The sequence below is a fragment of the Pseudomonas sp. 65/3-MNA-CIBAN-0223 genome, assembly GCF_040310425.1.
GTDB classification, from domain to species: Bacteria; Pseudomonadota; Gammaproteobacteria; order Pseudomonadales; family Pseudomonadaceae; genus Aquipseudomonas; species Aquipseudomonas gregormendelii.
On record NZ_JBEOPV010000008.1, the window covers coordinates 166,820 to 191,618 of the forward strand.

At 60.0% G+C, this 24,799-nt stretch carries 25 protein-coding genes and 1 pseudogene; 17 read left to right on the forward strand and 9 right to left on the reverse strand.

Annotation, left to right across the window (positions count from 1 at the left end):
- Positions 1-4 precede the first annotated feature (4 nt).
- Positions 5-1,573: a phospholipase D family protein gene (locus tag AAEZ09_RS11910; RefSeq protein WP_350599568.1), complete on the forward strand. Its 1,569-nt coding sequence runs from the start codon at positions 5-7 to the stop codon at positions 1,571-1,573.
- Between the two features lie 101 nt (positions 1,574-1,674).
- On the opposite strand, the gene AAEZ09_RS11915 is transcribed toward AAEZ09_RS11910, so the two are convergent.
- Positions 1,675-2,817 carry an MFS transporter gene (locus AAEZ09_RS11915; RefSeq protein WP_045059182.1) on the reverse strand — a complete coding sequence of 381 codons (1,143 nt, stop codon included), beginning with the start codon at positions 2,815-2,817 and terminating at the stop codon, positions 1,675-1,677.
- 186 nt (positions 2,818-3,003) lie between these two features.
- Entirely contained in the window at positions 3,004-4,497 is a 1,494-nt protein-coding gene (locus AAEZ09_RS11920; RefSeq protein WP_045059183.1) for an aldehyde dehydrogenase, read from the reverse strand.
- Between the two features lie 228 nt (positions 4,498-4,725).
- Between AAEZ09_RS11920 and AAEZ09_RS11925 the strand changes: the two genes are divergently transcribed.
- A complete protein-coding gene (locus AAEZ09_RS11925) occupies positions 4,726-5,088 on the forward strand; it encodes a cupin domain-containing protein (RefSeq protein ID WP_045059184.1) in 363 nt (120 codons plus the stop codon).
- A gap of 209 nt (positions 5,089-5,297) precedes the next feature.
- On the opposite strand, the gene rpmG is transcribed toward AAEZ09_RS11925, so the two are convergent.
- Positions 5,298-5,453: a 50S ribosomal protein L33 gene (rpmG, locus tag AAEZ09_RS11930; RefSeq protein WP_045059185.1), complete on the reverse strand. Its 156-nt coding sequence runs from the start codon at positions 5,451-5,453 to the stop codon at positions 5,298-5,300.
- Positions 5,454-5,464: 11 nt separating this feature from the next.
- On the reverse strand, positions 5,465-5,698 hold the full coding sequence (gene rpmB, locus AAEZ09_RS11935) for a 50S ribosomal protein L28 (RefSeq protein WP_007894701.1): 234 nt from the start codon (positions 5,696-5,698) through the stop codon (positions 5,465-5,467).
- 445 nt (positions 5,699-6,143) lie between these two features.
- Between rpmB and AAEZ09_RS11940 the strand changes: the two genes are divergently transcribed.
- On the forward strand, positions 6,144-7,730 hold the full coding sequence (locus AAEZ09_RS11940; protein WP_350599570.1) for an ABC transporter substrate-binding protein: 1,587 nt from the start codon (positions 6,144-6,146) through the stop codon (positions 7,728-7,730).
- Between the two features lie 120 nt (positions 7,731-7,850).
- On the opposite strand, the gene radC is transcribed toward AAEZ09_RS11940, so the two are convergent.
- Positions 7,851-8,525 carry a RadC family protein gene (gene radC, locus AAEZ09_RS11945; protein WP_045059187.1) on the reverse strand — a complete coding sequence of 225 codons (675 nt, stop codon included), beginning with the start codon at positions 8,523-8,525 and terminating at the stop codon, positions 7,851-7,853.
- A gap of 135 nt (positions 8,526-8,660) precedes the next feature.
- On the opposite strand from radC, the gene coaBC reads away from it, so the two are divergent.
- The 4 genes and pseudogenes from coaBC (at position 8,661) to argB (ending at position 12,966) form a co-directional block, all read left to right on the forward strand.
- Positions 8,661-9,869, forward strand: a complete 1,209-nt coding sequence (coaBC, locus tag AAEZ09_RS11950; RefSeq protein WP_350599572.1) for a bifunctional phosphopantothenoylcysteine decarboxylase/phosphopantothenate--cysteine ligase CoaBC — start codon at positions 8,661-8,663, stop codon at positions 9,867-9,869.
- 5 nt (positions 9,870-9,874) lie between these two features.
- A complete protein-coding gene (gene dut, locus AAEZ09_RS11955; RefSeq protein WP_045059189.1) occupies positions 9,875-10,330 on the forward strand; it encodes a dUTP diphosphatase in 456 nt (151 codons plus the stop codon).
- A gap of 314 nt (positions 10,331-10,644) precedes the next feature.
- Positions 10,645-12,021, forward strand: a pseudogene (locus AAEZ09_RS11960) (phosphomannomutase/phosphoglucomutase); the annotation flags it as partial.
- Between the two features lie 39 nt (positions 12,022-12,060).
- On the forward strand, positions 12,061-12,966 hold the full coding sequence (argB, locus tag AAEZ09_RS11965) for an acetylglutamate kinase (RefSeq protein WP_045059191.1): 906 nt from the start codon (positions 12,061-12,063) through the stop codon (positions 12,964-12,966).
- A gap of 102 nt (positions 12,967-13,068) precedes the next feature.
- On the opposite strand, the gene pyrE is transcribed toward argB, so the two are convergent.
- Positions 13,069-13,713: an orotate phosphoribosyltransferase gene (pyrE, locus tag AAEZ09_RS11970; protein WP_045059192.1), complete on the reverse strand. Its 645-nt coding sequence runs from the start codon at positions 13,711-13,713 to the stop codon at positions 13,069-13,071.
- Between the two features lie 82 nt (positions 13,714-13,795).
- On the opposite strand from pyrE, the gene crc reads away from it, so the two are divergent.
- The gene (gene crc, locus AAEZ09_RS11975) at positions 13,796-14,575 is read left to right on the forward strand and encodes a catabolite repression control protein Crc (RefSeq protein ID WP_007934608.1); all 780 of its coding nucleotides are present in this window, start codon (positions 13,796-13,798) and stop codon (positions 14,573-14,575) included.
- An 86-nt stretch (positions 14,576-14,661) separates the two neighbouring features.
- Here crc and AAEZ09_RS11980 read toward each other — a convergent pair whose 3' ends face one another.
- Positions 14,662-15,030: a DUF4870 domain-containing protein gene (locus AAEZ09_RS11980; protein WP_350599574.1), complete on the reverse strand. Its 369-nt coding sequence runs from the start codon at positions 15,028-15,030 to the stop codon at positions 14,662-14,664.
- Positions 15,031-15,059: 29 nt separating this feature from the next.
- Positions 15,060-15,782: a ribonuclease PH gene (rph, locus tag AAEZ09_RS11985; RefSeq protein WP_010465211.1), complete on the reverse strand. Its 723-nt coding sequence runs from the start codon at positions 15,780-15,782 to the stop codon at positions 15,060-15,062.
- A 271-nt stretch (positions 15,783-16,053) separates the two neighbouring features.
- Between rph and AAEZ09_RS11990 the strand changes: the two genes are divergently transcribed.
- The 6 genes from AAEZ09_RS11990 to AAEZ09_RS12015 all read left to right on the forward strand — a co-directional run bounded on the left by AAEZ09_RS11990 (position 16,054) and on the right by AAEZ09_RS12015 (position 21,362).
- Positions 16,054-16,917, forward strand: a complete 864-nt coding sequence (locus AAEZ09_RS11990; RefSeq protein WP_350599576.1) for a YicC/YloC family endoribonuclease — start codon at positions 16,054-16,056, stop codon at positions 16,915-16,917.
- 13 nt (positions 16,918-16,930) lie between these two features.
- On the forward strand, positions 16,931-17,551 hold the full coding sequence (gene gmk / locus AAEZ09_RS11995; RefSeq protein WP_350599577.1) for a guanylate kinase: 621 nt from the start codon (positions 16,931-16,933) through the stop codon (positions 17,549-17,551).
- Between the two features lie 167 nt (positions 17,552-17,718).
- Entirely contained in the window at positions 17,719-17,982 is a 264-nt protein-coding gene (rpoZ, locus tag AAEZ09_RS12000; protein ID WP_007894670.1) for a DNA-directed RNA polymerase subunit omega, read from the forward strand.
- A gap of 57 nt (positions 17,983-18,039) precedes the next feature.
- Positions 18,040-20,145 carry a bifunctional GTP diphosphokinase/guanosine-3',5'-bis pyrophosphate 3'-pyrophosphohydrolase gene (spoT, locus tag AAEZ09_RS12005; RefSeq protein WP_045059196.1) on the forward strand — a complete coding sequence of 702 codons (2,106 nt, stop codon included), beginning with the start codon at positions 18,040-18,042 and terminating at the stop codon, positions 20,143-20,145.
- A 25-nt stretch (positions 20,146-20,170) separates the two neighbouring features.
- A complete protein-coding gene (ridA, locus tag AAEZ09_RS12010) occupies positions 20,171-20,551 on the forward strand; it encodes a deaminase RidA (RefSeq protein WP_003437778.1) in 381 nt (126 codons plus the stop codon).
- A gap of 70 nt (positions 20,552-20,621) precedes the next feature.
- The gene (locus AAEZ09_RS12015; protein ID WP_045059197.1) at positions 20,622-21,362 is read left to right on the forward strand and encodes a putative periplasmic lipoprotein; all 741 of its coding nucleotides are present in this window, start codon (positions 20,622-20,624) and stop codon (positions 21,360-21,362) included.
- 106 nt (positions 21,363-21,468) lie between these two features.
- Here the strand turns inward: AAEZ09_RS12015 and AAEZ09_RS12020 are convergent, their stop codons facing one another.
- The gene (locus AAEZ09_RS12020; protein ID WP_350599579.1) at positions 21,469-22,326 is read right to left on the reverse strand and encodes an SDR family oxidoreductase; all 858 of its coding nucleotides are present in this window, start codon (positions 22,324-22,326) and stop codon (positions 21,469-21,471) included.
- A 189-nt stretch (positions 22,327-22,515) separates the two neighbouring features.
- On the opposite strand from AAEZ09_RS12020, the gene exbB reads away from it, so the two are divergent.
- From exbB to AAEZ09_RS12035, 3 genes are read left to right on the forward strand one after another with little or no spacing between them, the layout of a single operon-like run.
- A complete protein-coding gene (gene exbB / locus AAEZ09_RS12025; protein WP_205891740.1) occupies positions 22,516-23,493 on the forward strand; it encodes a tonB-system energizer ExbB in 978 nt (325 codons plus the stop codon).
- Between the two features lie 6 nt (positions 23,494-23,499).
- A complete protein-coding gene (gene exbD / locus AAEZ09_RS12030; RefSeq protein ID WP_045057822.1) occupies positions 23,500-23,928 on the forward strand; it encodes a TonB system transport protein ExbD in 429 nt (142 codons plus the stop codon).
- Complete coding sequence (locus AAEZ09_RS12035) at positions 23,925-24,674, forward strand: energy transducer TonB family protein (protein WP_045057821.1); 750 nt, start codon at positions 23,925-23,927, stop codon at positions 24,672-24,674. Before exbD ends, AAEZ09_RS12035 begins: the two co-directional genes overlap by 4 nt.
- Positions 24,675-24,799 lie beyond the last annotated feature (125 nt).

The following is a 24,799-nucleotide window of genomic DNA, read 5'->3' on the forward strand; positions in this document are numbered from 1 at the left end:
CTACGTGAGAGTCAGACACCCCCTGCTCGCTCTTGTGCTCCTCGCCTCGCTCCTGGGAGGCTGCGCCAGCCTGGATGTGACACGCGAACCCAGCCAGGCCCTGCCTGCGAGCGATTCGGCGTTCGGCCGGTCGATCCAGGCCCAGGCAGCACCTCATGAGGGCAGGTCAGGTTTTCGCCTGCTGTCCAACAGCAGTGAAGCGTTCATGGCGCGCGCAGAGCTGATCCGCAATGCCCAGAGCAGCCTCGACCTGCAGTACTACATCGTCCACGACGGTATCAGCACGCGAATGCTGATCGAAGAGCTGCTCAAGGCGGCCGACCGTGGTGTGCGGGTCAGAATCCTTCTCGATGACACCACCAGTGATGGTCTGGACTGGGTGATCGCGACCCTGGCGGCGCACGAGCACATTCAGATCCGCCTGTTCAACCCGCTGCACCTGGGCCGCTCTACGGGCGTGACGCGCAACATGGGCCGCCTGTTCAACCTGTCGCAACAGCACCGACGCATGCACAACAAGCTGTGGCTGGCGGACAATAGCGTGGCCATCGTCGGCGGGCGCAATCTGGGCGATGAATACTTCGACGCCGAGCCCAACCTGAATTTCACCGACATCGACATGCTCAGCGTCGGCCCGGTGGCCGAACAGCTGGGGCACAGCTTCGATCAGTACTGGAACAGCGCGCTGAGCAAACCGATCGACCAGTTCCTGTCGAGCCGGCCTACGCACAAAGACTTGCAAGACACCCGCACCCGGCTTGAGCAATCCCTGGAAGAAACCCGCAAGCAGAATCACGCGCTCTACCAGCATTTGACGACCTACAACACCAATCCGCGCATGGACATCTGGCGCCGGGAGCTGATTTGGGCCTGGAACCAGGCGCTTTGGGATGCGCCAAGCAAGGTGCTGGCAAAAGGTGAACCCGATCCGCAGCTGCTGCTGACCACTCAGTTGGCGCCGGAATTGAACGGGGTGAGCAAGGAGCTGATCCTCATCTCGGCTTACTTCGTGCCGGGACAGCCGGGGCTGGTGTACCTGACCGGCCGCGCCGATGCCGGCGTCTCGGTGACCTTGCTCACCAACTCACTGGAGGCCACCGATGTGCCGGCGGTGCACGGCGGCTACGCGCCTTACCGCAGAGCGTTGCTTGAACACGGCGTGAAGTTGTTCGAGTTACGCCGTCAGCCGGGCGAAGGCGGCGGTAGCGGCCCGCACATTTTCTCCAGCAAGTCCTACCGCGGCTCCGATTCCAGCCTGCACAGCAAGGCGATCATTTTCGATCAGCAGAAGTCGTTCATCGGCTCCTTCAACTTCGACCCGCGCTCGGTCCTGTGGAATACCGAAGTCGGCGTACTGGTCGACAGCCCTGAACTCGCTGCGCATGTGCGCAAATCGGCGCTGGAGGGCATGGCGCCGGCCTTGAGTTACCAGGTGAAACTGCAGGACGACCAGATCGTCTGGGTGACCGAAGATGACGGCAAGATGCACGTGCTGACCAAAGAACCTGGCAGCTGGTGGCGTCGCTTCAATGCATGGTTCAGCACGGCCGTAGGCCTGGAGCGGATGTTGTAGAAGGGCAAAAAATCGCTGCCTTCGGCAGCTCCTACAATTGAAAATGCAATTTCCTGTAGGAGCTGCCGAAGGCTCGGGCCGCGTTCGGACGATCTTTTGATCTAAGCCGGTTGCACGGCACCAAACGCCCCCTGCCGCGACAGCAGGATCACCAAGCCCAACGCCCCTGCTGCCATCAACAGCGGCAACGCATGGCCACTGATCCACTGGCTGCCGGCACCGGCAACCAGTGGCCCGACCAGACAGCCGATCCCCCACAATTGGGCAATATGCGCATTGGCGCGCACCAGCGCATCGTCCCGATAGCGCTCGCCAATGAGGATCAGCGACAAGGTGAACAAGCCGCCCGCGCTCGCGCCAAACAGCACCCACAATGGCCAGATCAGCAGGGTGTCGATCAGGAACGGAATCGCCAGGCTCGACACCAGCAGAATCACCGCACACCCGGTAAACAGCGTGCGCCTGGACAAACGATCCGCCAGTGCACCGATCGGCAACTGCAGCAGTGCATCCCCCACCACCACCGTACTGACCATCGCCAGGGCGATTTCCGTGGTGAAGCCCTGACGCAGGCAATAAACCGGTAGCAAGGTCAAAATCATCGCTTCAAACGCTGCGAACAGCGACACCGCCCAGGCGATCGCCGGCAAACCGCGGCAAAAACCCAACAAGTCCCTGAAAGTCACACTGCACGCTTCGCTGCTCGGTGCCCCGCTACGGCCCAGCAACAGCAACGGCGCAATCATCAGCAGGGCGACACCGACCCAGAATCCGTAATCATGATCGGTGCCAACGGCCCCCAGCAGCAACGGGCCGGCCAGTTGGCTCAACGCATAGGCGCTGCCGTACAGAGCGACCAAGCGTCCGCGCCATTGCTCGATCACCAACTGATTGATCCAGCTTTCACCGAGGATAAACACCAGGGTCAGGATCACCCCGATCATCAGCCGCAACGCCAGCCACACCGGATAACTCGGCAACAATGCCAGCAAGCCAATGGACAGCGCCCCCGCCCACAGGCAAAGGCGCATCAGGTTGGCCGTGCCGAGGCGCGCTGCCAAGTGACTGGAAATCTTCGCCCCCAGCAACACACCGATCGCCGGCATCGCCGCCATCACACCGATAGCAAAGGAGCCATACCCCCAGCTTTCCAGGCGAAACGACACCAGCGGCATGCTGACGCCCAGGGCCAGGCCAACACTCAAGACAGACGCCAACACGGCGAAATACGTCGCCCAACGCATGGTCCACGCTCCTGTGGATATTATTTTTAACAAACAACACAAAACACTGTGGGAGCGGGCTTGCCCGCGATGGCGCCCTAACATTCAACATGGGTTGGCTGTCAGATTGCTATCGCGGGCAAGCCCGCTCCCACAGGGGATCAGAGTCGTTCAGGAGCCCGATATGTAATCAGGCTCCACACAGACTTACAGCTTGATCCAGGTCGCCTTCAGCTCGGTGTACTTGTCGAACGCATGCAGCGATTTGTCGCGACCATTACCCGATTGCTTGAAGCCGCCGAATGGCGCGGTCATGTCGCCGCCGTCATATTGGTTGACCCAGACGCTACCGGCACGCAACGCCTTGGCGGTCAGGTGTGCCTTGGAGATGTCCGCAGTCCATACCGCTGCAGCCAGGCCATACGGCGTGTCGTTGGCGATTTGCACCGCTTCCTCGGCGCTGTCGAAGGTGATGACCGACAGCACTGGGCCGAAGATCTCTTCCTGGGCGATTTTCATCGCATTGCTCACGCCGTCGAAAATCGTCGGTTCAACGTAAGTACCACCGGTTTCCTGAAGGATTCGCTTGCCGCCCGCCACCAGTTTGGCGCCGTCGGCATGACCAGATTCGATGTAGGACAGCACGGTGTTCATTTGCTGGGTATCTACCAGCGCACCGACGTTGGTCGCAGGGTCCAGCGGGTTGCCCGGCTTCCAGGTCTTCAGCGCCTCGATCACCAGCGGCAGGAACTTGTCCTTGATCGAACGCTCGACCAGCAGGCGCGAACCGGCGGTGCAGACTTCGCCCTGGTTGAAAGCGATGGCGCCAGCCGCCGACTCGGCAGCGGCTTGCAGGTCCGGCGCATCGGCGAAAACGATGTTGGGGCTCTTGCCGCCCGCTTCCAGCCACACGCGCTTCATGTTCGACTCGCCCGAGTAGATCAGCAGCTGCTTGGCAATCTTGGTCGAACCGGTGAACACCAGCGTGTCGACATCGTTGTGCAGGGCCAGCGCCTTGCCGACGGTATGACCGTAGCCCGGGAGGACGTTCAGCACGCCTTTGGGAATACCGGCCTCAACGGCCAGCGCCGCGATGCGAATGGCAGTCAGCGGCGATTTTTCGGACGGCTTGAGAATCACCGAGTTACCGGTGGACAACGCCGGGCCGAGCTTCCAGCAGGCCATCATCAGGGGGAAGTTCCACGGCACGATGGCGCCGACAACGCCAACCGGTTCACGGGTGACCAGGCCCAGCTGATCGTGCGGAGTGGCAGCGACTTCGTCGTAGATCTTGTCGATGGCTTCACCGCTCCAGCTCAGGGCTTGGGCCGCGCCAGGAACGTCGATGTGCAGGGAATCGCTGATCGGCTTGCCCATGTCCAGGGTTTCAAGCAGGGCCAACTCTTCGGCGTGCTGTTTAAGCAAGCCGGCAAAACGAATCATGGTGGCTTTGCGTTTGGTCGGCGCCAGGCGCGACCACACACCGGAATTGAAAGTGGCGCGAGCGTTTTCAACAGCGCGCTGGGCGTCGGCGGCGTCGCAGCTGGCGATCTTGCCCAGCAGGCGGCCATCTACCGGGCTGATGCACTCGAAGGTCTCGGCAGAGACCGCATCGGTGTATTCACCATTGATGTAGGCACGGCCTTCGATCTTCAGATCGCGAGCCCGTTGTTCCCAATCGGCACGAGTCAGGGTGGTCATACGAGTGTCCTCCTCTTGTTGAATACGAGCGCCCTGCGTTCTTCGCGGACGTTCTCAGGAATTCCGCCCGGCCATCCCGCATGTTCGGCCCAAGGCAACCGCCACCCTAAACCAGCGGCAGGTGAAGTTTCAATATATTTGACATAAGGCCGGCAAACGGCCTTGCGATGTTCATTTTAATAAACATAGACTTCGGGCTTTCCAACGCAATCACTGGGGATTACAACAATGAACATCCAGGACATCGCCGATTTCAGCCAGGCCGACATCCAGCCCGATCGCTATCGGCCGGACGACGCCAGAATCCTCAAGGGCGATCCCGAACAAGCAGTGTACAACCACTACAACAGCCCTTGCGGCCAGCTCAGTGCAGGTGTGTGGGAGGGTGCAGTTGGCCAGTGGCTGGTGAATTTCACCGAACACGAGTACTGCGAAATCGTTCAAGGCGTTTCAGTGCTGCGCGACAATGACGGCAACAGCAAAACCGTACGCGCGGGAGATCGTTTTGTCATTCCGGCAGGCTTCAAAGGCACCTGGGAGGTGCTGGAGCCGTGCCGCAAGATCTACGTAGCGTTCGAACAGAAGGCCTGAGGATTGTGGTTGGCTCGGCCGGCCTCTTCGCGAGCAAGCCCGCTCCCACACTGGATCGTCGTCGGGCACAAATTCTGTGCTCACTGAAAATCAAATGTAGGCGCGGGCCTGCTCACTAAAGGCCCCTGGCAGGCAACGCATAATCGACAGGCAACAAAAAAGGCCCGTATCTCGCGATCCGGGCCTTTTTCGTAAGTAGGAAAAATCAATTACTTGATTTTACCTTCTTTAAACATAACGTGCTTGCGAACGCGCGGATCGAACATCATCAGCTCGAGCTTGTCCGGAGTAGTACGCTTGTTTTTGTCGGTAGTTTTGAAGTAACCAGTACCGGCGCTGGAAATCATTCGAATTTTTTCACGCATGATTTAGCTCCTTAGATCTTGCCAGCTTTGCGGATTTCGGCCAGCACGACAGTGATGCCACGCTTGTCGATGATACGCATGCCTTTAGCAGATACGCGCAGACGCACGAAACGTTTCTCTTCTTCAACCCAGAAGCGATGATGCTGCAGGTTCGGCAGGAAACGACGACGGGTTTTGTTGTTTGCGTGGGAAATGTTATTCCCAGTCACCGGACCCTTACCGGTAACTTGACATACTCTCGACATGCCTCAGCCCTCTAAAACCACATGCCCAACCCGGCATGGGTTGGCCGCTTAATCTCTCAGTCATTTGGCGCCAGGCGCCGCGTTTCTTTAGAGGTCTTACCGGCTACACCTACAGTGAAGGAACCGGGCCCCTAGAAAAGAGCGCTGCTTTATACCAGAAAGACCGCAGAGCAACAACATTCTGTGTGCGTGGAGTCGATAAAAACCGAGTTTTTCAGGCTTTGAGCGCCTTGGATAAAGGCTGTGAGGGATATTGACCGCTCGTCGCAGAGAATCAACCGACAGCCCGTTTCGCGGTTTCACAGATCGCCGCACACGGAAATCAATCGCACATAGTCCCCCTAAAATGAAAATGGGGATAGTCATTTGCAAAGGAGCCATCTAGGGTAAGCCTTTTCCAGACTGCACTTGCAGATGGGCCTTCGATCTGTAAAGGAAACCGACCATGCGCCTCGCTGCCCTACCGCTGTTGCTCGCCCCTCTCCTGCTGAGCCCGCACGCCATGGCTGCGGCCCTGAGCGTCTGCACCGAGGCCAGCCCTGAAGGGTTCGACGTGGTGCAATACAACTCGCTGACCACCACCAATGCATCAGCCGATGTGCTGATGAATCGCCTGGTGGACTTCGATACGGCCAGCGGCAAAGTGGTTGCGGGCCTTGCCGACAGCTGGGAAGTTTCTGCGGACGGCCTGAGCTACGTGTTCAAATTGCATCCTCAGGTGAAATTCCACCGCACCGACTATTTCACGCCCACCCGCGAGCTGACTGCCGAAGATGTGAAGTTCAGTTTCGATCGCATGCTGGACCCGGCAAACCCTTGGCACAAAGTGGCGCAGAGCGGCTTCCCGCATGCACAGTCGATGCAACTGCCGGCGCTGATCAAGAAGATCGATGCGCTGGACCCGCTTACAGTGCGCTTCACCCTCGACCACCCGGATTCGACCTTCCTGCCGACCCTGAGCATGGGCTTCGCTTCGATCTATTCCGCCGAGTACGCGGACAAGCTGATGAAAGCCGGCACGCCGGAGAAGCTCAACAGTCAGCCTATCGGCAGCGGCCCGTTCGTCTTCACGCGCTTCCAGAAAGACGCCTCGATTCGCTACAAGGCCAACCCGGATTACTTCCGTGGCAAGCCCTCGGTTGATCCGCTGATATTTGCCATCACCCCGGACGCCAACGTTCGCCTGCAGAAGCTGCGCCGCAACGAGTGCCAGATCGCCCTGTCACCCAAACCGCTGGACGTACAGGCCGCGCTGAAAGAGCCGGACGTTAAAGTGGAAAAGACCGACGCCTTCATGACGGCATTCGTCGCCATCAACAGCCAGCATCCGCCGCTGGACAAGGTTGAAGTGCGCCAGGCGATCAACCTCGCCTTCGACAAGGCCAATTACGTCAAGGCGGTGTTCGAAGACACGGCCGAACCCGCCGCCGGGCCCTACCCGCCTAATACCTGGAGTTACGCCAAAGGCTTGCCGGGCTACGCCCACGACATTGCGAAGGCCAAGGCATTGATGGCCAAGGCCGGGCTCAAGGACGGCTTCCAGACCACCATCTGGACCCGCCCTTCCGGCAGCCTGCTGAACCCCAACCCAAGTCTCGGCGCGCAGATGCTGCAGTCGGACCTGGCGGAAATTGGCATCCAGGCCGAGATTCGCGTGATCGAGTGGGGCGAGGTCATCCGCCGCGCCAAGGCGGGCGAGCATGACCTGCTGTTCATGGGTTGGGCGGGTGACAACGGCGATCCGGACAACTTCCTGACGCCGCAGTTTTCCTGCGCGGCGGTCAAGTCCGGCACCAACTTCGCCCGTTACTGCAACCAGGACCTGGACAAACTGATCGGCGCTGGCAAGACCACGTCCGAGCAGGGTGTGCGCACCAAGCTGTATGAGCAGGCCCAGGCGCAAATCCAGCAACAGGCCCTCTGGCTGCCACTGGCGCACCCCACCGCCTTTGCCTTGCTGCGCAAGAACGTCGAGGGGTATTCGGTGAGCCCGTTTGGTCGCCAGGATTATTCGAAGGTAAGCTTTAAGTAACCGCACCACCGCACACCCTCTGGGAGCTGGCTTGCCAGCGATGGCGGTGGATCAGGCATGAATTCGCTGACTGAACTGACGCTATCGCTGGCAAGCCAGCTCCCACTGGCTTTAGCGCCACTACATCCACCCGTACTCGGCCATCGACAACGGATCCCCATCGCCCACGATGAAATGATCGAGTATGCGCACATCAATCAGCTGCAGGGCCTCCTGCAGCCGCTTGGTCAGCTGGCGGTCCGCCTGGCTGGGGGCGGCGTTGCCCGAGGGATGGTTGTGGCACAGGATGAGCGCGGCGGCATTGTTGGCCAGTGCGCGCTTGACCACCTCACGGGGATGGACGGCGGTACTGTCGATGGAGCCGCGAAACAACGCCTCGAAGGCCAGTACCTGATGCCGCGAGTCCAAAAACAGGCAACCGAACACTTCCTGTTGCTCGTGGCGCAGCATCGATTTCAGATAATCGCGAACGGCCTGGGGGTTTTCCAGCGCCGAACGCACACGCAACCGTTCCGCCAGATGCCGCCGGTTCATTTCCTGCACCGCCTGCAGTTGCGCAAATTTTGCCGGCCCCAGCCCCAATTCCGCACTGAACGCCGGCTGATCGGCCTCCAGTAACGCCCGCAGGCTGCCAAACTTGCCCAACAGGTGACGCGCCAGGTCCACGGCGCTTTTGCCCGCTGCACCTGTTCTCAAAAATATGGCCAGCAACTCTGCATCCGAAAGGCTCGCCGAGCCCTGCTCAAGCAGCTTTTCCCGGGGTCGCTCGGCCGCCGGCCAATCACGAATACTCATAGCACCTCCCTGTCTGTGGGCGCCGCTGTTCCATAGCGGTCGCTGTGATATCTTAGCCCATCTTTTTTGCGGGCGAATTCATCCCTGGGGAGGGGGTTTCGCCATGCAGTCACCAACGAATTGAAAGGCTGACCTATGCAGCGGCTGTATCGGAAACGCATTGTTCTGGGCGTCGGCGGCGGCATCGCTGCCTACAAGAGCGCCGAACTGGTTCGCCGACTGATCGACCAGGGCGCCGAAGTGCGCGTGGTCATGACCCGTGGTGGCAGTGAGTTCATCACACCGTTGACCATGCAGGCCCTGTCCGGCCATCCGGTGCACCTGGATCTGCTGGACCCCTCAGCCGAAGCGGCGATGGGCCACATCGAACTGGCCAAATGGGCCGACCTGGTGCTGATCGCCCCCGCCACGGCGGACCTGATCGCGCGCCTGGCCCAGGGCATTGCCGATGATTTGCTGACCACACTGGTGCTGGCCACCGACGCTGTGGTGGCCGTTGCCCCGGCCATGAACCAGGCCATGTGGCGTGACCCTGCGACCCAGAGCAACCTGCGACTTCTGGAAAGCCGCGACCTGAAAGTCTTCGGCCCCGCCTCGGGCAGCCAGGCCTGTGGCGACGTCGGCATGGGGCGGATGCTCGAAGCCAACGACCTCGTACAGTGCGCGGCGGACTGCTTCCAGCGCCAGGCATTGACCGGCAAGCACGTGCTGATTACCGCTGGCCCGACTCAGGAAAACATCGACCCGGTGCGCTACATCACCAACCACAGCTCGGGCAAAATGGGCTTTGCACTGGCTGAAGCGGCCGTCGAAGCGGGGGCTCGGGTGACCCTGATCACCGGCCCGGTGCACCTGCCAACCCCCGATCGCGTGACCCGAATCGATGTGGTCAGCGCCCGCGACATGCTCGCGGCCTGTGAAGCGGCGATCCCCTGCGACCTGTTCATCGCCTCGGCAGCAGTAGCGGACTACCGACCCGAGGTCGTCGCACCACAAAAACTTAAAAAAGATCCTACGAGCGGCGACGGTTTGTTACTACAAATGGTGCGCAACCCAGACATTCTGGCCTCGATTGCCACCCGCCCCGATCGACCTTTCAGTGTCGGTTTCGCCGCCGAGACCGAACACCTGCTCGATTACGCAGCGCGCAAACTCAAGGACAAGAACCTCGATTTGATCGTCGCCAACGACGTTGCGAACCCGAGCATCGGTTTCAACAGCGAAGAAAACGCCTGCAGCGTGATCGATCGCGAGCTCCACGCCACACTTTTCGCCCAGACCAGCAAGAGCAAGATTGCTCGTCAGCTGATCACTTTTATCGCCGAACGTCTGAACCAGGTTTAATTTACATGCACGCTTTGCAAGCCAAGATCCTCGACCCCCGCATCGGTACCGAATTTCCGCTGCCGCAGTACGCCACACCAGGCTCCGCCGGCCTGGACCTGCGCGCCATGCTGGAACAGGACACCGTCATCAAGCCGGGCGAAACCCTCCTGATCCCTACTGGCCTGTCCGTCTATATCGGCGATCCGGGCCTCGCGGCACTGATTCTGCCGCGCTCCGGCCTGGGCCATAAGCACGGCATCGTGCTCGGCAATCTGGTCGGTCTGATCGACTCCGACTACCAGGGCCCCCTAATGGTGTCCTGCTGGAACCGCGGCCAGACCGATTTCAACATGGTGGTCGGCGAACGCCTGGCCCAGTTGGTTCTGGTGCCCGTGGTTCAGGCGCACTTCGAAATGGTTGAAGAATTCGTGGAAACCGAACGCGGCGCTGGCGGATTTGGCCATACCGGTACCCGTTGATCGAATGACGCCACATCCCCGTAGGAGCTGCCCCAGGCTGCGATCTCTTGATCTCAAGGACCACGCAGCCTGCGGTAGCTCCTACGGTACAGCGTTCTGACGCCAGTATCGGCGCAACAGATCGCTCAGAAAACCAAGGCAATGGACGGCCAAAAGCTCACTGAAATCGCTGGCATGGCCTTTTCGCACCACGAACTCTCTGTGGAAAACGCCGTCATACCCTTCAGTTTGAACCGGCCAACGAATATTTCGCAGGCCAGTCCAGCCACTTTCGAGATGGAGCATTCCTACAGATGAGCACCCCAGCCCAAGTCGCACCGAAATTCCCCGACAGCATTTTCCGCGCCTACGACATTCGCGGCACTGTCCCGGAATTTCTCAACGCTGAGACCGCTTATTGGCTCGGTCGCGCCATCGGAGCCCAGAGCCTGGCGCAAAACGAGCCCAATGTTTCGGTCGGCCGTGATGGGCGCCTGTCGGGCCCGGAGTTGGTCGAACAATTGATCAAGGGCCTGGCTGACAGCGGCTGCCACGTCAGCGACGTAGGCCTGGTACCGACGCCTGCGCTGTACTACGCAGCCAACGTACTGGCTGGCAAATCCGGGGTAATGCTGACGGGTAGCCATAACCCGTCGAACTACAACGGCTTCAAGATCGTCATCGCCGGCGATACCCTGGCCAACGAGCAAATCCAGGCCCTGCATGACCGCCTCAAGACCAACAATCTGACCAGCGGCAAAGGCAGCATCACCCAGGTCGAAATTCTCGATCGCTACAACACCGAAATCGTCCGGGACATCAAGCTGGCCCGCCGTCTGAAAGTTGTTGTGGACTGCGGTAATGGCGCCGCTGGCGTGATCGCCCCGCAACTGATCGAAGCGTTGAACTGCGAAGTGATCCCGCTGTTCTGCGAAGTAGACGGCAATTTCCCGAACCACCACCCGGACCCGGGCAAGCCTGAAAACCTCGTAGACCTGATCGCCAAGGTCAAGGAAACCAACGCCGACCTGGGCCTGGCTTTCGATGGCGATGGCGACCGCGTCGGCGTAGTGACCAACACCGGCAGCATCGTCTATCCGGACCGCCTGCTGATGCTGTTTGCCCGCGACGTGCTGGAGCGCAACCCGGACGCCGAGATCATCTTCGACGTCAAATGCACCCGTCGCCTGACGCCGCTGATCAAGGAATATGGCGGTCGTCCGTTAATGTGGAAGACCGGTCATTCGTTGATCAAAAAGAAAATGAAACAAACCGGTGCCCTGTTGGCCGGTGAAATGAGCGGGCACATCTTCTTCAAGGAGCGCTGGTTCGGCTTTGACGACGGCATCTACAGCGCCGCGCGTCTGCTGGAGATCCTCAGCAAGGAAAAATCCACGGCGCAAGAGCTGTTCGAGACCTTCCCGAACGATATTTCCACGCCTGAAATCAATATCCATGTGACCGAAGAGAGCAAATTCAGCATCATTGATGCATTGCACGACGCGAAGTGGGGTGAAGGCGCCGACCTGACCACCATCGACGGCGTGCGAGTCGACTACGCCAAAGGCTGGGGCCTGGTGCGCGCATCCAATACCACACCGGTGCTGGTGCTGCGCTTCGAGGCCGATGACGAGGCTGAACTGCAGCGCATCAAGGACGTATTCAAAGTCCAACTGAAGCGTGTTGCACCTGATCTCCAACTACCGTTTTGATTTATTGAAGCGCCATTTATCGAAGTGCCGGAGCCCTGAATGACCCTCGAACGCGAAGCCGCCGCCAATACCGCCAAGGTCCTGTCCGAAGCGCTGCCTTACATCCGCCGCTATGTCGGCAAGACGCTGGTGATCAAATACGGCGGCAACGCGATGGAGAGCGAGGAGCTGAAAACCGGCTTCGCCCGCGACATCGTGCTGATGAAAGCCGTAGGTATCAACCCGGTGGTCGTGCATGGCGGCGGCCCGCAAATCGGCGATCTGCTCAAGCGTCTGTCGATCGAGAGCCACTTCATCGATGGCATGCGCGTGACCGACGCGCAAACCATGGACGTAGTGGAGATGGTCCTCGGCGGGCAGGTCAACAAGGACATCGTCAATCTGATCAACCGTCATGGCGGCAGCGCTATCGGCCTGACCGGTAAAGACGCCGAGCTGATTCGTGCGAAGAAACTCACCGTCACCCGCCAGACGCCGGAAATGACCCAACCGGAAATCATCGATATCGGCCAGGTAGGCGAAGTCGTCGGGATTAACACCGACTTGCTGAACCTGCTGGTCAAAGGCGATTTCATCCCGGTGATCGCCCCTATCGGCGTCGGTGCCAACGGCGAGTCTTACAACATCAACGCTGACCTGGTGGCCGGCAAGGTGGCCGAAGCGCTGAAGGCCGAGAAGCTGATGCTGCTGACCAACATCGCGGGCCTGATGGATAAATCGGGCACGGTCCTCACCGGCCTGACAACCCAACAGGTCGACGAGCTGATCGCGGACGGCACGATCTACGGTGGCATGCTGCCGAAGATTCGCTGTGCGCTGGAAGCAGTCCAGGGCGGGGTCGGCAGTTCGCTGATCATCGACGGCCGGGTGCCGAATGCCATCCTGCTGGAGATCTTCACCGATACTGGCGTGGGCACTCTGATCAGTAATCGCAAGCGTCCGTAAGCGATAGCACACACAAAAAGACCCCGCTCGGCCTGGCTGAGCGGGGTCTTTTTTTGCCTGCAATCCCTGCTGGAATTTGTCGAACCCTCTGTAGGAACTGCGCTATACGCCGAATTGGGCGCGGTACGCTTCAACGGCTGGCAAATGCTGCTTGAGCTGCGGGTCGTCCGCCAAAAACTCCAGCACCTGGTTCAGCGAAACGATGCTGATCACCGCAATACCGAAGTCACGCTCAACTTCCTGAATCGCTGACAACTCACCATTGCCCCGCTCCTGACGGTTCAGCGCAATCAATACGCCGGCCGCCTTGGCACCGTCCTGGGAAGCGATGATCTGCATCACTTCGCGGATCGCGGTGCCTGCGGTGATCACGTCGTCGATGATCAGCACTTCGCCCGTCAATGGCGCGCCGACCAGGCTACCGCCTTCGCCGTGAGCCTTGGCTTCCTTGCGGTTAAAGCACCATGGCAGGTCACGGTCATGGTGCTCGGCCAGGGCCACGGCAGTCGTGGCCGCCAAAGGGATGCCCTTGTAGGCCGGACCGAACAGCACGTCGAACGAAATGCCGCTCTCGATGATGGCCGCTGCATAGAAACGACCCAGCTGCGCCAGGGCCGAACCCGAATTGAACAGGCCGGCATTGAAGAAGTAAGGACTGGTGCGCCCGGACTTCAGGGTGAACTCGCCGAAGCGCAAAACGCCGCGATCGATGGCAAAACGAATGAAATCGCGCTGATACGCTTGCATGAAAAAAACCCCAAATACCACGGATTTAGCTAATTAGGTTGACGCCGTGTATCATACACGCACGCGATTTTTGGGGCCATTTATGCGGATCATCAGTGTGAACGTCAATGGTATTCAGGCTGCAGTGGAGCGAGGGTTGCTCAGTTGGCTGCAAGCACAGAATGCCGACGTCATCTGCCTGCAGGACACCCGCGCCTCCGCCTTTGAACTGGACGATCCAGCCTTCCAACTGGATGGCTACTTCCTTTATGCCTGCGAAGCCGAAGTTCCCGCCCAGGGTGGCGTGGCTTTGTATTCGCGGTTGCAGCCGAAGGCAGTCATCAGCGGTCTCGGTTTCGAGACAGCCGACCGCTACGGGCGCTACCTGCAAGCCGATTTCGACAAGGTCAGCATCGCGACCTTGCTGCTCCCTTCGGGGCAGAACGGCGATGAAGACTTGAACCAGAAGTTCAAGCTAATGGACGATTTCGCCCGTTATCTGGATAAACAGCGGCGCAAACGTCGCGAGTACATTTATTGTGGCTCGCTGTACGTGGCGCAACAAAAGCTGGATATCAAGAACTGGCGCGACAGCCAGCAATCCCCGGGCTTCCTGGCGCCTGAGCGTGCCTGGATGGACGAGATTGTCGGTAACATGGGTTATGTCGACGCCCTGCGCGAAGTCAGCCGCGAAGGCGACCAGTACAGCTGGTGGCCGGACAACGAACAAGCTGAAATGCTCAACCTCGGCTGGCGTTTCGACTACCAACTGTTGACCCCGGGCCTACGCCGCTTCGTACGCAGCGCACGCCTGCCGCGTCAGCCACGGTTCTCGCAGCACGCACCGCTGATCGTGGACTACGACTGGACGCTGACTATCTAGGCGTCGTTTCGCAGACACAAAAAAGCCGACAGCGATGTCGGCTTTTTTGTGCGCAATGATTTTCAATGCGGGAGCTGTGTTGATCGTTATTTGATCAAGCGCCAGGTAAACGGATACCGATAAGGCAGCCCTTCATTGGCTTTGACGCCAGCAATGATCGTCAGCACCAAGGCACCGATTGCCACCAGCCCCAACAGGAAGAACCCGACAATCACCACCATCAACAGGAAACAGATAGCCGATGCAATGGCGACGGTGATCTGGAAGTTCAGCGCCTCCTTGCCCTGCGCATCGACGAACGGGTCCATTTCACGCTTCACCTGCCAAAGAATCAGCGGGCCGATGAGCGTGCCAAATGGAATCCATATCCCCAGCAGGGCGGACAGGTGACAAAACATCGCCCATTGCCGAACTTCCTTGCTCGGGACGGGAAGCAGCTGTTGTTCGTCACTCATGACGTCCTCCTTGCTGGGAACGGGTCCGATCAGTCGGCCAGTGCAGCTTTCTGCAGTTCGAAAATTTCGGTCATGCCTTTCTTCGCCAGTTCCAGCATAGCGTTCAACTCTTCTGGCTGGAATGGCGCGCCTTCAGCAGTGCCCTGCACCTCGATGAAGCCACCGGTGCTGGTCATTACCACGTTCAGGTCGGTCTCGGCAGCCGAGTCTTCCAGGTAGTCGAGGTCGAGCACAGGCTCGCCCTGGTACATGCCAACCGAAACGGCAGCGATCATCTGCTTGAGCGGGTCGCCACCCTTGAGGCCGCCGCGTTTCTTGATGACTTTCAGGGCATCGACCAGCGCGACCATAGCGCCGGTGATGGAGGCGGTGCGAGTGCCACCGTCGGCCTGGATGACGTCGCAATCGACGTACAGGGTCACGTCGCCCAGCTTGGACATGTCCAGCGAAGCGCGCAGCGAGCGACCGATCAGACGCTGGATCTCCAGGGTGCGACCGCCTTGTTTGCCGCGGCTCGCTTCACGCTGGTTACGTTCGCCAGTGGCCCGTGGCAGCATGCCGTATTCGGCGGTCAGCCAGCCTTGGCCCTGACCCTTGAGGAAGCGCGGCACGCCGTTTTCGACGCTGACCGTGCAGATGACCTTGGTATCACCAAACTCGACCAGCACAGAACCCTCGGCGTGTTTGGTGTAGTTGCGGGTAATGCGGATCGAGCGGAGCTGATCGGCAGCGCGACCACTTGGACGTTTCATAGGGAATACCTGTACTGGGGACGGAAAACTGCCGAGCATTATAGAGCCGTGCGCCGGGCGTGGGCACTTCTAAAAAATCCGCCCGACGATTGAGGCACTGACTCAAGCTTAGAACAGTGCTTTACCGACGGCCTGCAGCTCTTTGTCACGCGGTGTGTTTGGGCGCATACGCCCCACTGCGCTACAATCCTGCGCCTTTGCTGCCTGTCGGCTTAAATTCATAGATAGCGGGTCCTGGGTAACGCTGGGATCTGCATTGCGAGGTACCTCCATGGTGCACAGCATGACCGCTTTCGCCCGCGTCGAAAAAGCCGGCACCCAGGGTACCCTGAGCTGGGAGCTGCGCTCGGTCAACAGCCGCTACCTGGAACCGCATCTGCGCCTGCCGGAGTCGTTCCGCGACCTCGAAGGCGCGGTCCGCGAGTCGCTGCGACAGGGCCTGTCCCGGGGCAAGCTGGAGTGCACCCTGCGCTTCACCGAAGAAAACACCGATAAACCCCTGCAAGTGGATCGCGAGCGCGCCGCCCAACTGGTTGCCGCCGCCGAGACCATCGCCGGCCTGATCAAGAATCCGGCGGCGCTGAACCCGCTGGAAGTGCTGGCCTGGCCCGGCGTGCTGGTGGGCAACGCGAACGACCCGCAAGCGTTGAACGCCGAGGCACTGGCGCTGTTCAACGAAGGCCTCAAGGAACTCAAGGCTGGCCGTGAGCGCGAAGGCGCGGAATTGGCACGCTTGATCAACGAACGCCTGAGCGCAATTGAAGGCGACGTCGTGACCCTGCGCGAACTGGTCCCGCAGATGCTCGCCACCCAGCGCCAGAAAGTCCTCGATCGCTTCGCCGACATGAAAGCCGAGATGGACCCTCAGCGCCTGGAGCAGGAAATGGTCATGCTCGCTCAAAAGAGCGACGTGGCCGAAGAACTGGACCGCTTGAGCACTCACATCATCGAAGTTCGCCGGGTGCTCAAATCCGCTGGCGCGGCCGGTCGGCGCCTGGACTTCCTGATGCAGGAACTCAACCGCGAGGCCAACACATTAGGCTCCAAGGCCTTCGACCCGCGCAGCACGCAGGCTGCGGTCAACCTCAAAGTGTTGATCGAGCAGATGCGCGAACAAGTGCAGAATATTGAGTAAGGCTACCCCTGACATGACCCACAGCACCGGCACCCTGTATATCATTTCCGCCCCTTCGGGCGCGGGCAAGAGCAGCCTGGTCAAGGCCCTCACCGACGCCGACCAGGATATCCGCGTCTCCGTCTCCCACACCACCCGCGCCATGCGCCCGGGTGAAGTGGACGGCGTGAACTATCACTTCGTATCGCGCGAAGCATTCGTGAAGATGGGTGAACATGGTGACTTCCTGGAGCGCGCCGAAGTGTTCGGCAATCTCTATGGCACCTCGCAGAGCCATCTGCAGCAAACCCTGGACGCAGGTCACGACCTGATTCTGGAGATCGACTGGCAAGGCGCCGAACAAGTGCGCAAGTTGATGCCCCAGGCGCGCTCGATCTTCATCCTGCCGCCCTCCCTGGAGGCCTTGCACCAGCGCCTGACCAATCGCGGCCAGGACAGTGACGAGATCATTGATGGGCGGATGCGTGAAGCCGTCAGCGAGATGAGCCACTACGTGGAATATGACTACCTCATCATTAACGACAATTTCGCCCATGCGCTGGACGATTTGAAAGCGATTTTCCGTGCCAACCAGCTGCATCAGAAGCGGCAGCAGCAGCGCAATGGAAAACTTTTGGCCGAATTGCTCGGCTAAACAGCTCTTCCCAAAACCGCTGCGGGGGCTTTACATTGGCACTTGCAGCGCGTTGAAGAGCTTGGTCAAAAAATCAGCGCTTCCCTAAACGCTGGTGATTTTTTAAACTGTTGAGTCCGCTCGCCCAACCGGGCAGCGCGCATATTGCATTCGCTCCGAGGAATACCATGGCCCGCGTAACCGTTGAAGACTGCCTGAACCACGTGGAAAACCGCTTTGAGCTGGTCATGCTGTCCACCAAGCGTGCCCGTCAACTGGCCACCGGCGGCAAAGAGCCTCTGGTCCAGTGGGAAAACGACAAGCCTACCGTTGTAGCCCTGCGTGAAATCGCGGAAGGCCTGATGAGCTACGAGTTCATTGCCAACGCTGAAATCGTCGAAGACGAACCGCTGTTCGCAGCGTTCGAGGACGAGTCCAACGAGGCCGTCTAAGCCTATGCCTGGTCGACGTAGCACGGCGCAGGGTCACAGCGAACGGCAGGAGTCATCATGCCGAGCATAGACGCCCTCGCCGATCGCTTATCGACCTATCTCGGCAAGGACCAGGTCAACCTGGTCCGCCGAGCGTATTTCTACGCCGAACAAGCCCACGACGGCCAACGCCGACGCAGTGGCGAGGCGTACGTCACGCACCCCCTCGCGGTGGCGAATATTCTTGCCGACATGCATATGGACCATCAGAGCCTGATGGCGGCCATGCTGCATGACGTGATCGAAGACACCGGTATTGCCAAGGAAGCGCTGCAAGCGCAGTTCGGCGAAACCGTGGCCGAACTGGTCGATGGGGTCAGCAAACTGACCCAGATGAACTTCGAGACCAAAGCTGAAGCCCAGGCGGAAAACTTCCAGAAGATGGCCATGGCCATGGCTCGGGACATCCGCGTCATCCTGGTCAAGCTGGCCGACCGCCTGCACAACATGCGCACGCTGGAAGTGCTGTCCGGCGAAAAACGCCGGCGCATCGCCAAGGAAACCCTGGAAATCTATGCACCCATTGCCAATCGGCTGGGCATGCACGCCATCCGCATAGAATTCGAAGACCTCGGCTTCAAGGCCATGCACCCGATGCGTTCTGCGCGGATCTACCAGGCGGTCAAGCGCGCCCGGGGCAATCGCAAGGAAATCGTCAACAAGATCGAAGAGTCGCTGAGCCATTGCCTGGCGATCGACGAGATTCAGGGCGAAGTCAGCGGCCGCCAGAAACACCTTTATGGCATCTACAAGAAAATGCGCGGCAAGCGTCGGGCCTTCAACGAGATCATGGACGTGTATGCGTTCCGGATCATCGTCGACAAGGTGGATACCTGCTACCGCGTGCTGGGTGCTGTTCATAATTTGTACAAACCGCTGCCTGGACGCTTCAAGGACTACATCGCGATTCCCAAGGCCAACGGTTATCAGTCGCTGCACACGACGCTGTTCGGCATGCATGGCGTACCAATCGAGATCCAGATCCGCACCCGCGAAATGGAAGAGATGGCCAACAACGGCATCGCTGCCCATTGGCTGTACAAATCCAGCGGCGACGAGCAGCCAAAAGGCACTCACGCCCGCGCGCGGCAGTGGGTCAAGGGCGTGCTGGAGATGCAGCAACGCGCCGGCAACTCGCTGGAATTCATCGAGAGCGTGAAGATCGACCTGTTCCCGGACGAGGTCTACGTGTTCACGCCCAAAGGCCGGATCATGGAGTTGCCCAAAGGCTCCACGGCGGTCGACTTCGCCTACGCGGTGCACACCGACGTGGGTAACAGCTGCATTGCCTGCCGGATCAATCGTCGTCTCGCACCGCTGTCCGAACCGCTGCAAAGCGGCTCCACGGTCGAGATCGTCAGTGCTCCCGGCGCTCGGCCGAATCCGGCGTGGCTCAATTTCGTGGTCACCGGCAAGGCGCGAACGCACATCCGCCATGCGCTGAAACTGCAACGCCGCTCCGAATCCATCAGCCTGGGCGAACGCCTGCTGAACAAGGTACTCAACGGCTTCGACAGCTCGCTGGAAAAAGTCCCGGCCGAACGGGTCAAGGCGATGCTCACCGAGTACCGTCTCGAACTGATCGAAGACCTGCTCGAAGACATCGGCCTGGGCAATCGCATGGCTTACGTAGTCGCCCGACGCCTGCTAGGCGAAGGCGAGCAATTGCCAAGCCCGGAAGGCCCGCTGGCGATTCGCGGCACCGAAGGCCTGGTACTCAGCTATGCCAAGTGCTGCACGCCGATCCCGGGCGACCCGATTGTCGGTCACCTTTCGGCGGGCAAAGGCATGGTCGTGCACCTGGACAACTGCCGCAACATCAGCGAAATCCGCCATAACCCGGAAAAATGCATCCAGCTTTCGTGGGCCAAGGATGTCACCGGGGAATTCAACGTCGAGCTGCGCGTCGAGCTGGAACACCAGCGCGGCCTGATCGCGCTGCTGGCCAGCAGCGTCAACGCGGCCGACGGCAATATCGAGAAAATCAGCATGGACGAACGCGATGGTCGCATCAGCGTGGTCCAACTGGTGGTCAGCGTGCACGACCGCGTGCACCTGGCCCGTGTGATCAAGAAACTGCGCGCACTGACCGGGGTGATTCGCATCACCCGCATGCGCGCCTAAGCCCACCTATTACAAGGAGTCATTCATGACCAAGACTGTTATCACCAGCGACAAGGCCCCGGCTGCCATCGGTACATACTCCCAGGCGATCAAGGCTGGCAACACCGTCTACATGTCGGGTCAAATTCCGCTGGACCCAAAAACCATGGAACTGGTTGAAGGCTTCGAAGCCCAGACCATCCAGGTATTCGAGAACCTGAAGTCTGTCGCTGAAGCAGCGGGCGGTTCGTTCAAGGACATCGTCAAGCTGAACATCTTCCTGACCGACCTGAGCCACTTTGCCAAGGTCAACGAGATCATGGGCAAGTACTTCGAGCAGCCTTACCCTGCCCGCGCCGCCATTGGCGTGGCCGCCCTGCCAAAGGGTTCGCAGGTTGAAATGGATGCCATTCTGGTCATCGAGTAATGCATCTGGCGCAGCCTCCCAAGGCTGCGCCGCTGATGTCGTAAAGATAGCGTTCTGAAAGGATTCCACCATGCGCCATGCGCTAGCCCTCTCGCTGGTCGCCCTGTTCCTGGGCGGATGTGCCAGCAACCCTGCCGATCGTGACATCAGCGGCACCTGGATCAATCAGGTGGCCATCGATGCAGCCGCCAAAGGCAGCCCATTACGTGAAGCGCTCCAGGCTTATGGCCCGAATCTGGAATGGGACGTTAACACCAGGGCCGCACAGGCTCGCTACACCAACGGTTTTGAGAACGTCGACGGCAAGTTGCTCGGCGAAGAGTCCGGCGCCTGGAAAGTCGATTTTTATGGCAGCTCTGCCAGCGAGCTCAAGCGTGACGGCAAGCAACTGAGCCAGGCCGCCAGCGACAATGAACCCGAGCAGGTCTTTGACCGCGCGGTGATCCCCGTGCCGGAAGGCGCACCGCTGGGCGCCAGTTTCGAGCGTGCGCTGTATACCGCCTACATGGGTGGCAGCTGGCAAGTCGTCAGTGGCCCAGGGGAAGGCAATACCGTGCAGTTCCAGGCCGATGGCCAAGTGGCCGGCCTGCCCGGCGCTGATCGCTACGCCCTTTGCCTGGCGGGTGATTGCGCGTCGATGAGCGGCGGCAACGACAACATGTGGCTGCAACAGAATGGCCAGGGCAACACCTGGATTTTTGCGCGCAAGGGCAAGGAAATGGAGATTTTCCAGGCCACCAACACTGCCAGGGAAGACGAGATGCCCCAGTTCACACCGGGCGAGCGCAAGTGGTTGCTCGAAAAGCAGTAACACCGCGAAACCTTGCAGGAGCCGGCTTGCTGGCGATAGCGTCCGTCCAGCCAATGAACCCATTGCCTGATCCAGCGCATTCGCCAGCAAGCCAGCTCCCACAAAGTCAGCAGCGACCCTCAAGAATCGCCGCATACCCCTCACGATAACTCGGGTACTTCGGCTCCCAGCCCAGAGCTTTCGCTCGCGCATTACTGCACCGCTTGCTCCCCGCCCGACGCACGCTCGCATCGTCGGCCCATTCGGTCACACCCAGATACTCGCGCAACCAGCCCACCACCTCGGCAAGCGGCGCCGGTGAGTCATCGACACCGATATAGATATCATCGAGGCCCATACCCTGCTGATCCTGTTCCAGCAGAAACGCCAGCAACCCCGCCGCATCGTCGGCGTGGATCCGGTTGCCATACAACGGCGGGTCGATCGCTACGCGATAGCCGCGACGAACCTGAGTCAGCAGCCACTCACGGCCCGGACCATAAATACCGGTCAGGCGCACGACACTCGCGGGAATGCCGCTCTGGAGCGCTACTTGCTCCGCCTCCAGCATCAGCCGGCCGGAAAAACCGCCAGCCACAGTGGGTGACGTTTCGTCGACCCAGTCCCCGTCCTGCTGGCCATAAACACTGCTGCTGGAAACGAACAGCAGTCGATCAGGCACCTGCCCATAGTCGTCCAGCCAGCTCAGCACATTCTGCAAACCCTGCACGTAAGCAGCGCGATAGCCCGCCTCATCGTGATCGGTGGCCGCGGCGCAATACACCAGGTAATCCACCGCACCGATCGGCCAGGTCGCCGGGCAGTCTTCGTTAAACAAGTCACCGGCCACGCCAATCACGCCCTCAGGCAAACGCGAAACATCCCGGCGCAGACCATGAACTTCCCAGCCGCGAGCCAGCAATTGCGTGGCCAGGCGGCTACCCACATCGCCGCAACCGGCAATCAAAACAGAAGGCGCGGACATCAGAAAACTCCTCTGGCAAAGGCACAGACTAGCGTCGGCAAAGGACGAGCGGCTAGTAATGCAGGAAAAAAAGATACTCTATTACTTTTGTTAACAAGAATTACTTGCAATAATACCCGCCACTTTTGTTCTCGGCCTCGCGAGGCCTGGAAGAACATTTACCGTCTTTCTCTCTCAGGTCCGGCCAGCATGACACGCAATCAATCTCCCGCTTCGCCAACCAAACGACCTCGCGCCTGGAGCGCAATGGCTGCACTGTTGCTCAGCGTAATGCTGGTCCCGACTGCTGCTTACGCCGACGCCCAGGCGCCTGCAACCCCGGCAGCCGCCGAGGCACCTGCCGCCGCGCCGGCCCCCGCTGTCCCGGCCACCACACCGGTTGTCACCGACCCGGCCCAGGCAGTAGACGCCACCGCCGCAGACGCTCCGGAAGTACTTGAAGCCGACAACACCCTGGGCATGGCCCACGACCTGTCGCCATGGGGCATGTACCAGAACGCCGACATCATCGTGAAAATCGTGATGATAGGCCTGGCCATCGCGTCGATCATCACCTGGACCATCTGGATCGCCAAGGGTTTCGAGCTGATGGGCGCCAAGCGTCGTCTGCGCAGTGAAATCGCCCACCTGAAAAAGGCCACCACACTCAAGGAAGCCAGCGCCACGGCGACCAAGCCAGGCACGCTCGCCAATGTACTGGTGCATGACGCCCTGGAAGAGATGCGCCTGTCGGTCAACAGCCGCGAAAAAGAAGGTATCAAGGAGCGCGTCGCGTTTCGCCTTGAGCGCCTGGTCGCGGCCTGCGGTCGCAACATGAGCAGCGGCACCGGCGTGCTTGCCACCATCGGTTCCACCGCGCCATTCGTCGGCCTGTTCGGCACCGTGTGGGGCATCATGAACAGCTTCATCGGCATCGCCAAAACCCAGACCACCAACCTTGCAGTAGTGGCACCCGGCATCGCTGAAGCCCTGCTGGCCACGGCATTGGGCCTGGTGGCAGCGATTCCGGCGGTCGTGATCTACAACGTCTTCGCCCGCTCCATCGCCGGTTACAAGGCACAAGTCTCGGATGCCTCGGCTGAAGTCCTGCTGCTGGTTAGCCGCGACCTCGATCACCTGCCGACCACCGAGCGCTCCGCGCAACCCCACGTGGTCAAAGTAGGGTAATCAGCCATGGGCTTGCATTTGAAAGAAGGCGCAGACGACGATCTGGCCGAGAACCATGAAATCAACGTCACGCCGTTTATCGACGTGATGCTGGTGCTGCTGATCATCTTCATGGTGGCCGCTCCCCTGGCTACCGTGGACATCAAGGTCGACCTGCCAGCCTCCAGCGCAAAACCGGCACCGAGGCCGGAAAAACCGGTGTTCCTCAGCGTGAAGGCTGATCAACGCCTGTTCCTGGGCGAAGACGAAGTGAAGGCCGAAGCACTGGGTGCCACTCTGGACGCCCGGACCAAAGGCAAAAAAGACACGACCATCTTCTTCCAGGCCGACAAGGGCGTGGACTACGGCGACCTGATGAGCGTGATGGACGCCCTGCGCGCCGCCGGTTACCTGAAGGTTGGCCTGGTGGGTCTTGAGACGGCAGCCAAAAAATGATCACGACGCGCCATAAGCTGACGCGTTACAGCGGGAGCCTGGCCGTGGTGCTGGGCGTGCACGCGCTGGCCATCGCGCTGGCACTGAACTGGACCTCGCGCCAGCCGATCCCATTGCCGCCCCAGGCAATGATGGTCGAGCTGGCGCCAGTGCCGGCCCCGCCACCACCGGCCCCGCCGAAGGTGATAACGCCGCCACAACCACCGGCACCGGTGGAAGAACTGCCGATCCCGAAACTGGCTGAAGCGCCTAAGGCCGAGATCACCGTACCCAAGCCGGTAAAACCCAAGCCCAAGCCGCAACCGCCAAAGCCTGTGGAGAAGAAACCGGAACCGCCGAAGGAGAAGCCTTCCGAGGAAAAACCGGCTGACGCTCAACCGACCCAGGCACCCACGGAAAAATCCGCACAACCGGCACCTGGACCATCACCGGCGCAGCAAGCGGCCAAGGCCAGCTGGCAAAACACCCTGCTCGCTCACCTGGCCAAGTACAAAAAGTACCCGGCCAGCGCTCAGGCCAGGGGCAAGACCGGCGTTAACCGCCTGCGGTTCGTGGTAGATGCTGAAGGCAACGTGTTGTCATTCGAACTGGTGGGTGCATCCGGCAATGCCGATCTGGATCGCGCTACTCTGGAAATGATCCGCCGCGCCCAACCGCTGCCCAAGCCACCCGCGGACATGGTGAAAAACGGCCCGATTGAACTCTATGCACCTTTCGTCTACTCGCTGGAAAAGGGTCGCCGCTAAGCAACCCTGAAACCCTGTAGGAGCGAGCTTGCTCGCGATGGAATCGAACGATAACGCTTGAAGACTGACACGCCACAGCGGCCTCAGGTTTTTCGCGAGCAAGCTCGCTCCTACATAACGTGCGT

Excerpts from the sequence above, each read along its gene's own strand:
- AAEZ09_RS11915 (WP_045059182.1), bottom strand. The coding sequence starts at position 2,817 with ATGCGTTGGGCGACGTATTTCGCCGTGTTGGCGTCTGTCTTGAGTGTT.
- AAEZ09_RS11920 (WP_045059183.1), bottom strand. The coding sequence starts at position 4,497 with ATGACCACCCTGACTCGTGCCGATTGGGAACAACGGGCTCGCGATCTG.
- AAEZ09_RS11925 (WP_045059184.1), top strand. The coding sequence starts at position 4,726 with ATGAACATCCAGGACATCGCCGATTTCAGCCAGGCCGACATCCAGCCC.
- rpmG (WP_045059185.1), bottom strand. The coding sequence starts at position 5,453 with ATGCGTGAAAAAATTCGAATGATTTCCAGCGCCGGTACTGGTTACTTC.
- rpmB (WP_007894701.1), bottom strand. The coding sequence starts at position 5,698 with ATGTCGAGAGTATGTCAAGTTACCGGTAAGGGTCCGGTGACTGGGAAT.
- AAEZ09_RS11940 (WP_350599570.1), top strand. The coding sequence starts at position 6,144 with ATGCGCCTCGCTGCCCTACCGCTGTTGCTCGCCCCTCTCCTGCTGAGC.
- radC (WP_045059187.1), bottom strand. The coding sequence starts at position 8,525 with ATGAGTATTCGTGATTGGCCGGCGGCCGAGCGACCCCGGGAAAAGCTG.
- coaBC (WP_350599572.1), top strand. The coding sequence starts at position 8,661 with ATGCAGCGGCTGTATCGGAAACGCATTGTTCTGGGCGTCGGCGGCGGC.
- dut (WP_045059189.1), top strand. The coding sequence starts at position 9,875 with ATGCACGCTTTGCAAGCCAAGATCCTCGACCCCCGCATCGGTACCGAA.
- argB (WP_045059191.1), top strand. The coding sequence starts at position 12,061 with ATGACCCTCGAACGCGAAGCCGCCGCCAATACCGCCAAGGTCCTGTCC.
- pyrE (WP_045059192.1), bottom strand. The coding sequence starts at position 13,713 with ATGCAAGCGTATCAGCGCGATTTCATTCGTTTTGCCATCGATCGCGGC.
- crc (WP_007934608.1), top strand. The coding sequence starts at position 13,796 with ATGCGGATCATCAGTGTGAACGTCAATGGTATTCAGGCTGCAGTGGAG.
- AAEZ09_RS11980 (WP_350599574.1), bottom strand. The coding sequence starts at position 15,030 with ATGAGTGACGAACAACAGCTGCTTCCCGTCCCGAGCAAGGAAGTTCGG.
- rph (WP_010465211.1), bottom strand. The coding sequence starts at position 15,782 with ATGAAACGTCCAAGTGGTCGCGCTGCCGATCAGCTCCGCTCGATCCGC.
- AAEZ09_RS11990 (WP_350599576.1), top strand. The coding sequence starts at position 16,054 with ATGGTGCACAGCATGACCGCTTTCGCCCGCGTCGAAAAAGCCGGCACC.
- gmk (WP_350599577.1), top strand. The coding sequence starts at position 16,931 with ATGACCCACAGCACCGGCACCCTGTATATCATTTCCGCCCCTTCGGGC.
- rpoZ (WP_007894670.1), top strand. The coding sequence starts at position 17,719 with ATGGCCCGCGTAACCGTTGAAGACTGCCTGAACCACGTGGAAAACCGC.
- spoT (WP_045059196.1), top strand. The coding sequence starts at position 18,040 with ATGCCGAGCATAGACGCCCTCGCCGATCGCTTATCGACCTATCTCGGC.
- ridA (WP_003437778.1), top strand. The coding sequence starts at position 20,171 with ATGACCAAGACTGTTATCACCAGCGACAAGGCCCCGGCTGCCATCGGT.
- AAEZ09_RS12015 (WP_045059197.1), top strand. The coding sequence starts at position 20,622 with ATGCGCCATGCGCTAGCCCTCTCGCTGGTCGCCCTGTTCCTGGGCGGA.
- AAEZ09_RS12020 (WP_350599579.1), bottom strand. The coding sequence starts at position 22,326 with ATGTCCGCGCCTTCTGTTTTGATTGCCGGTTGCGGCGATGTGGGTAGC.
- exbB (WP_205891740.1), top strand. The coding sequence starts at position 22,516 with ATGACACGCAATCAATCTCCCGCTTCGCCAACCAAACGACCTCGCGCC.
- exbD (WP_045057822.1), top strand. The coding sequence starts at position 23,500 with ATGGGCTTGCATTTGAAAGAAGGCGCAGACGACGATCTGGCCGAGAAC.
- AAEZ09_RS12035 (WP_045057821.1), top strand. The coding sequence starts at position 23,925 with ATGATCACGACGCGCCATAAGCTGACGCGTTACAGCGGGAGCCTGGCC.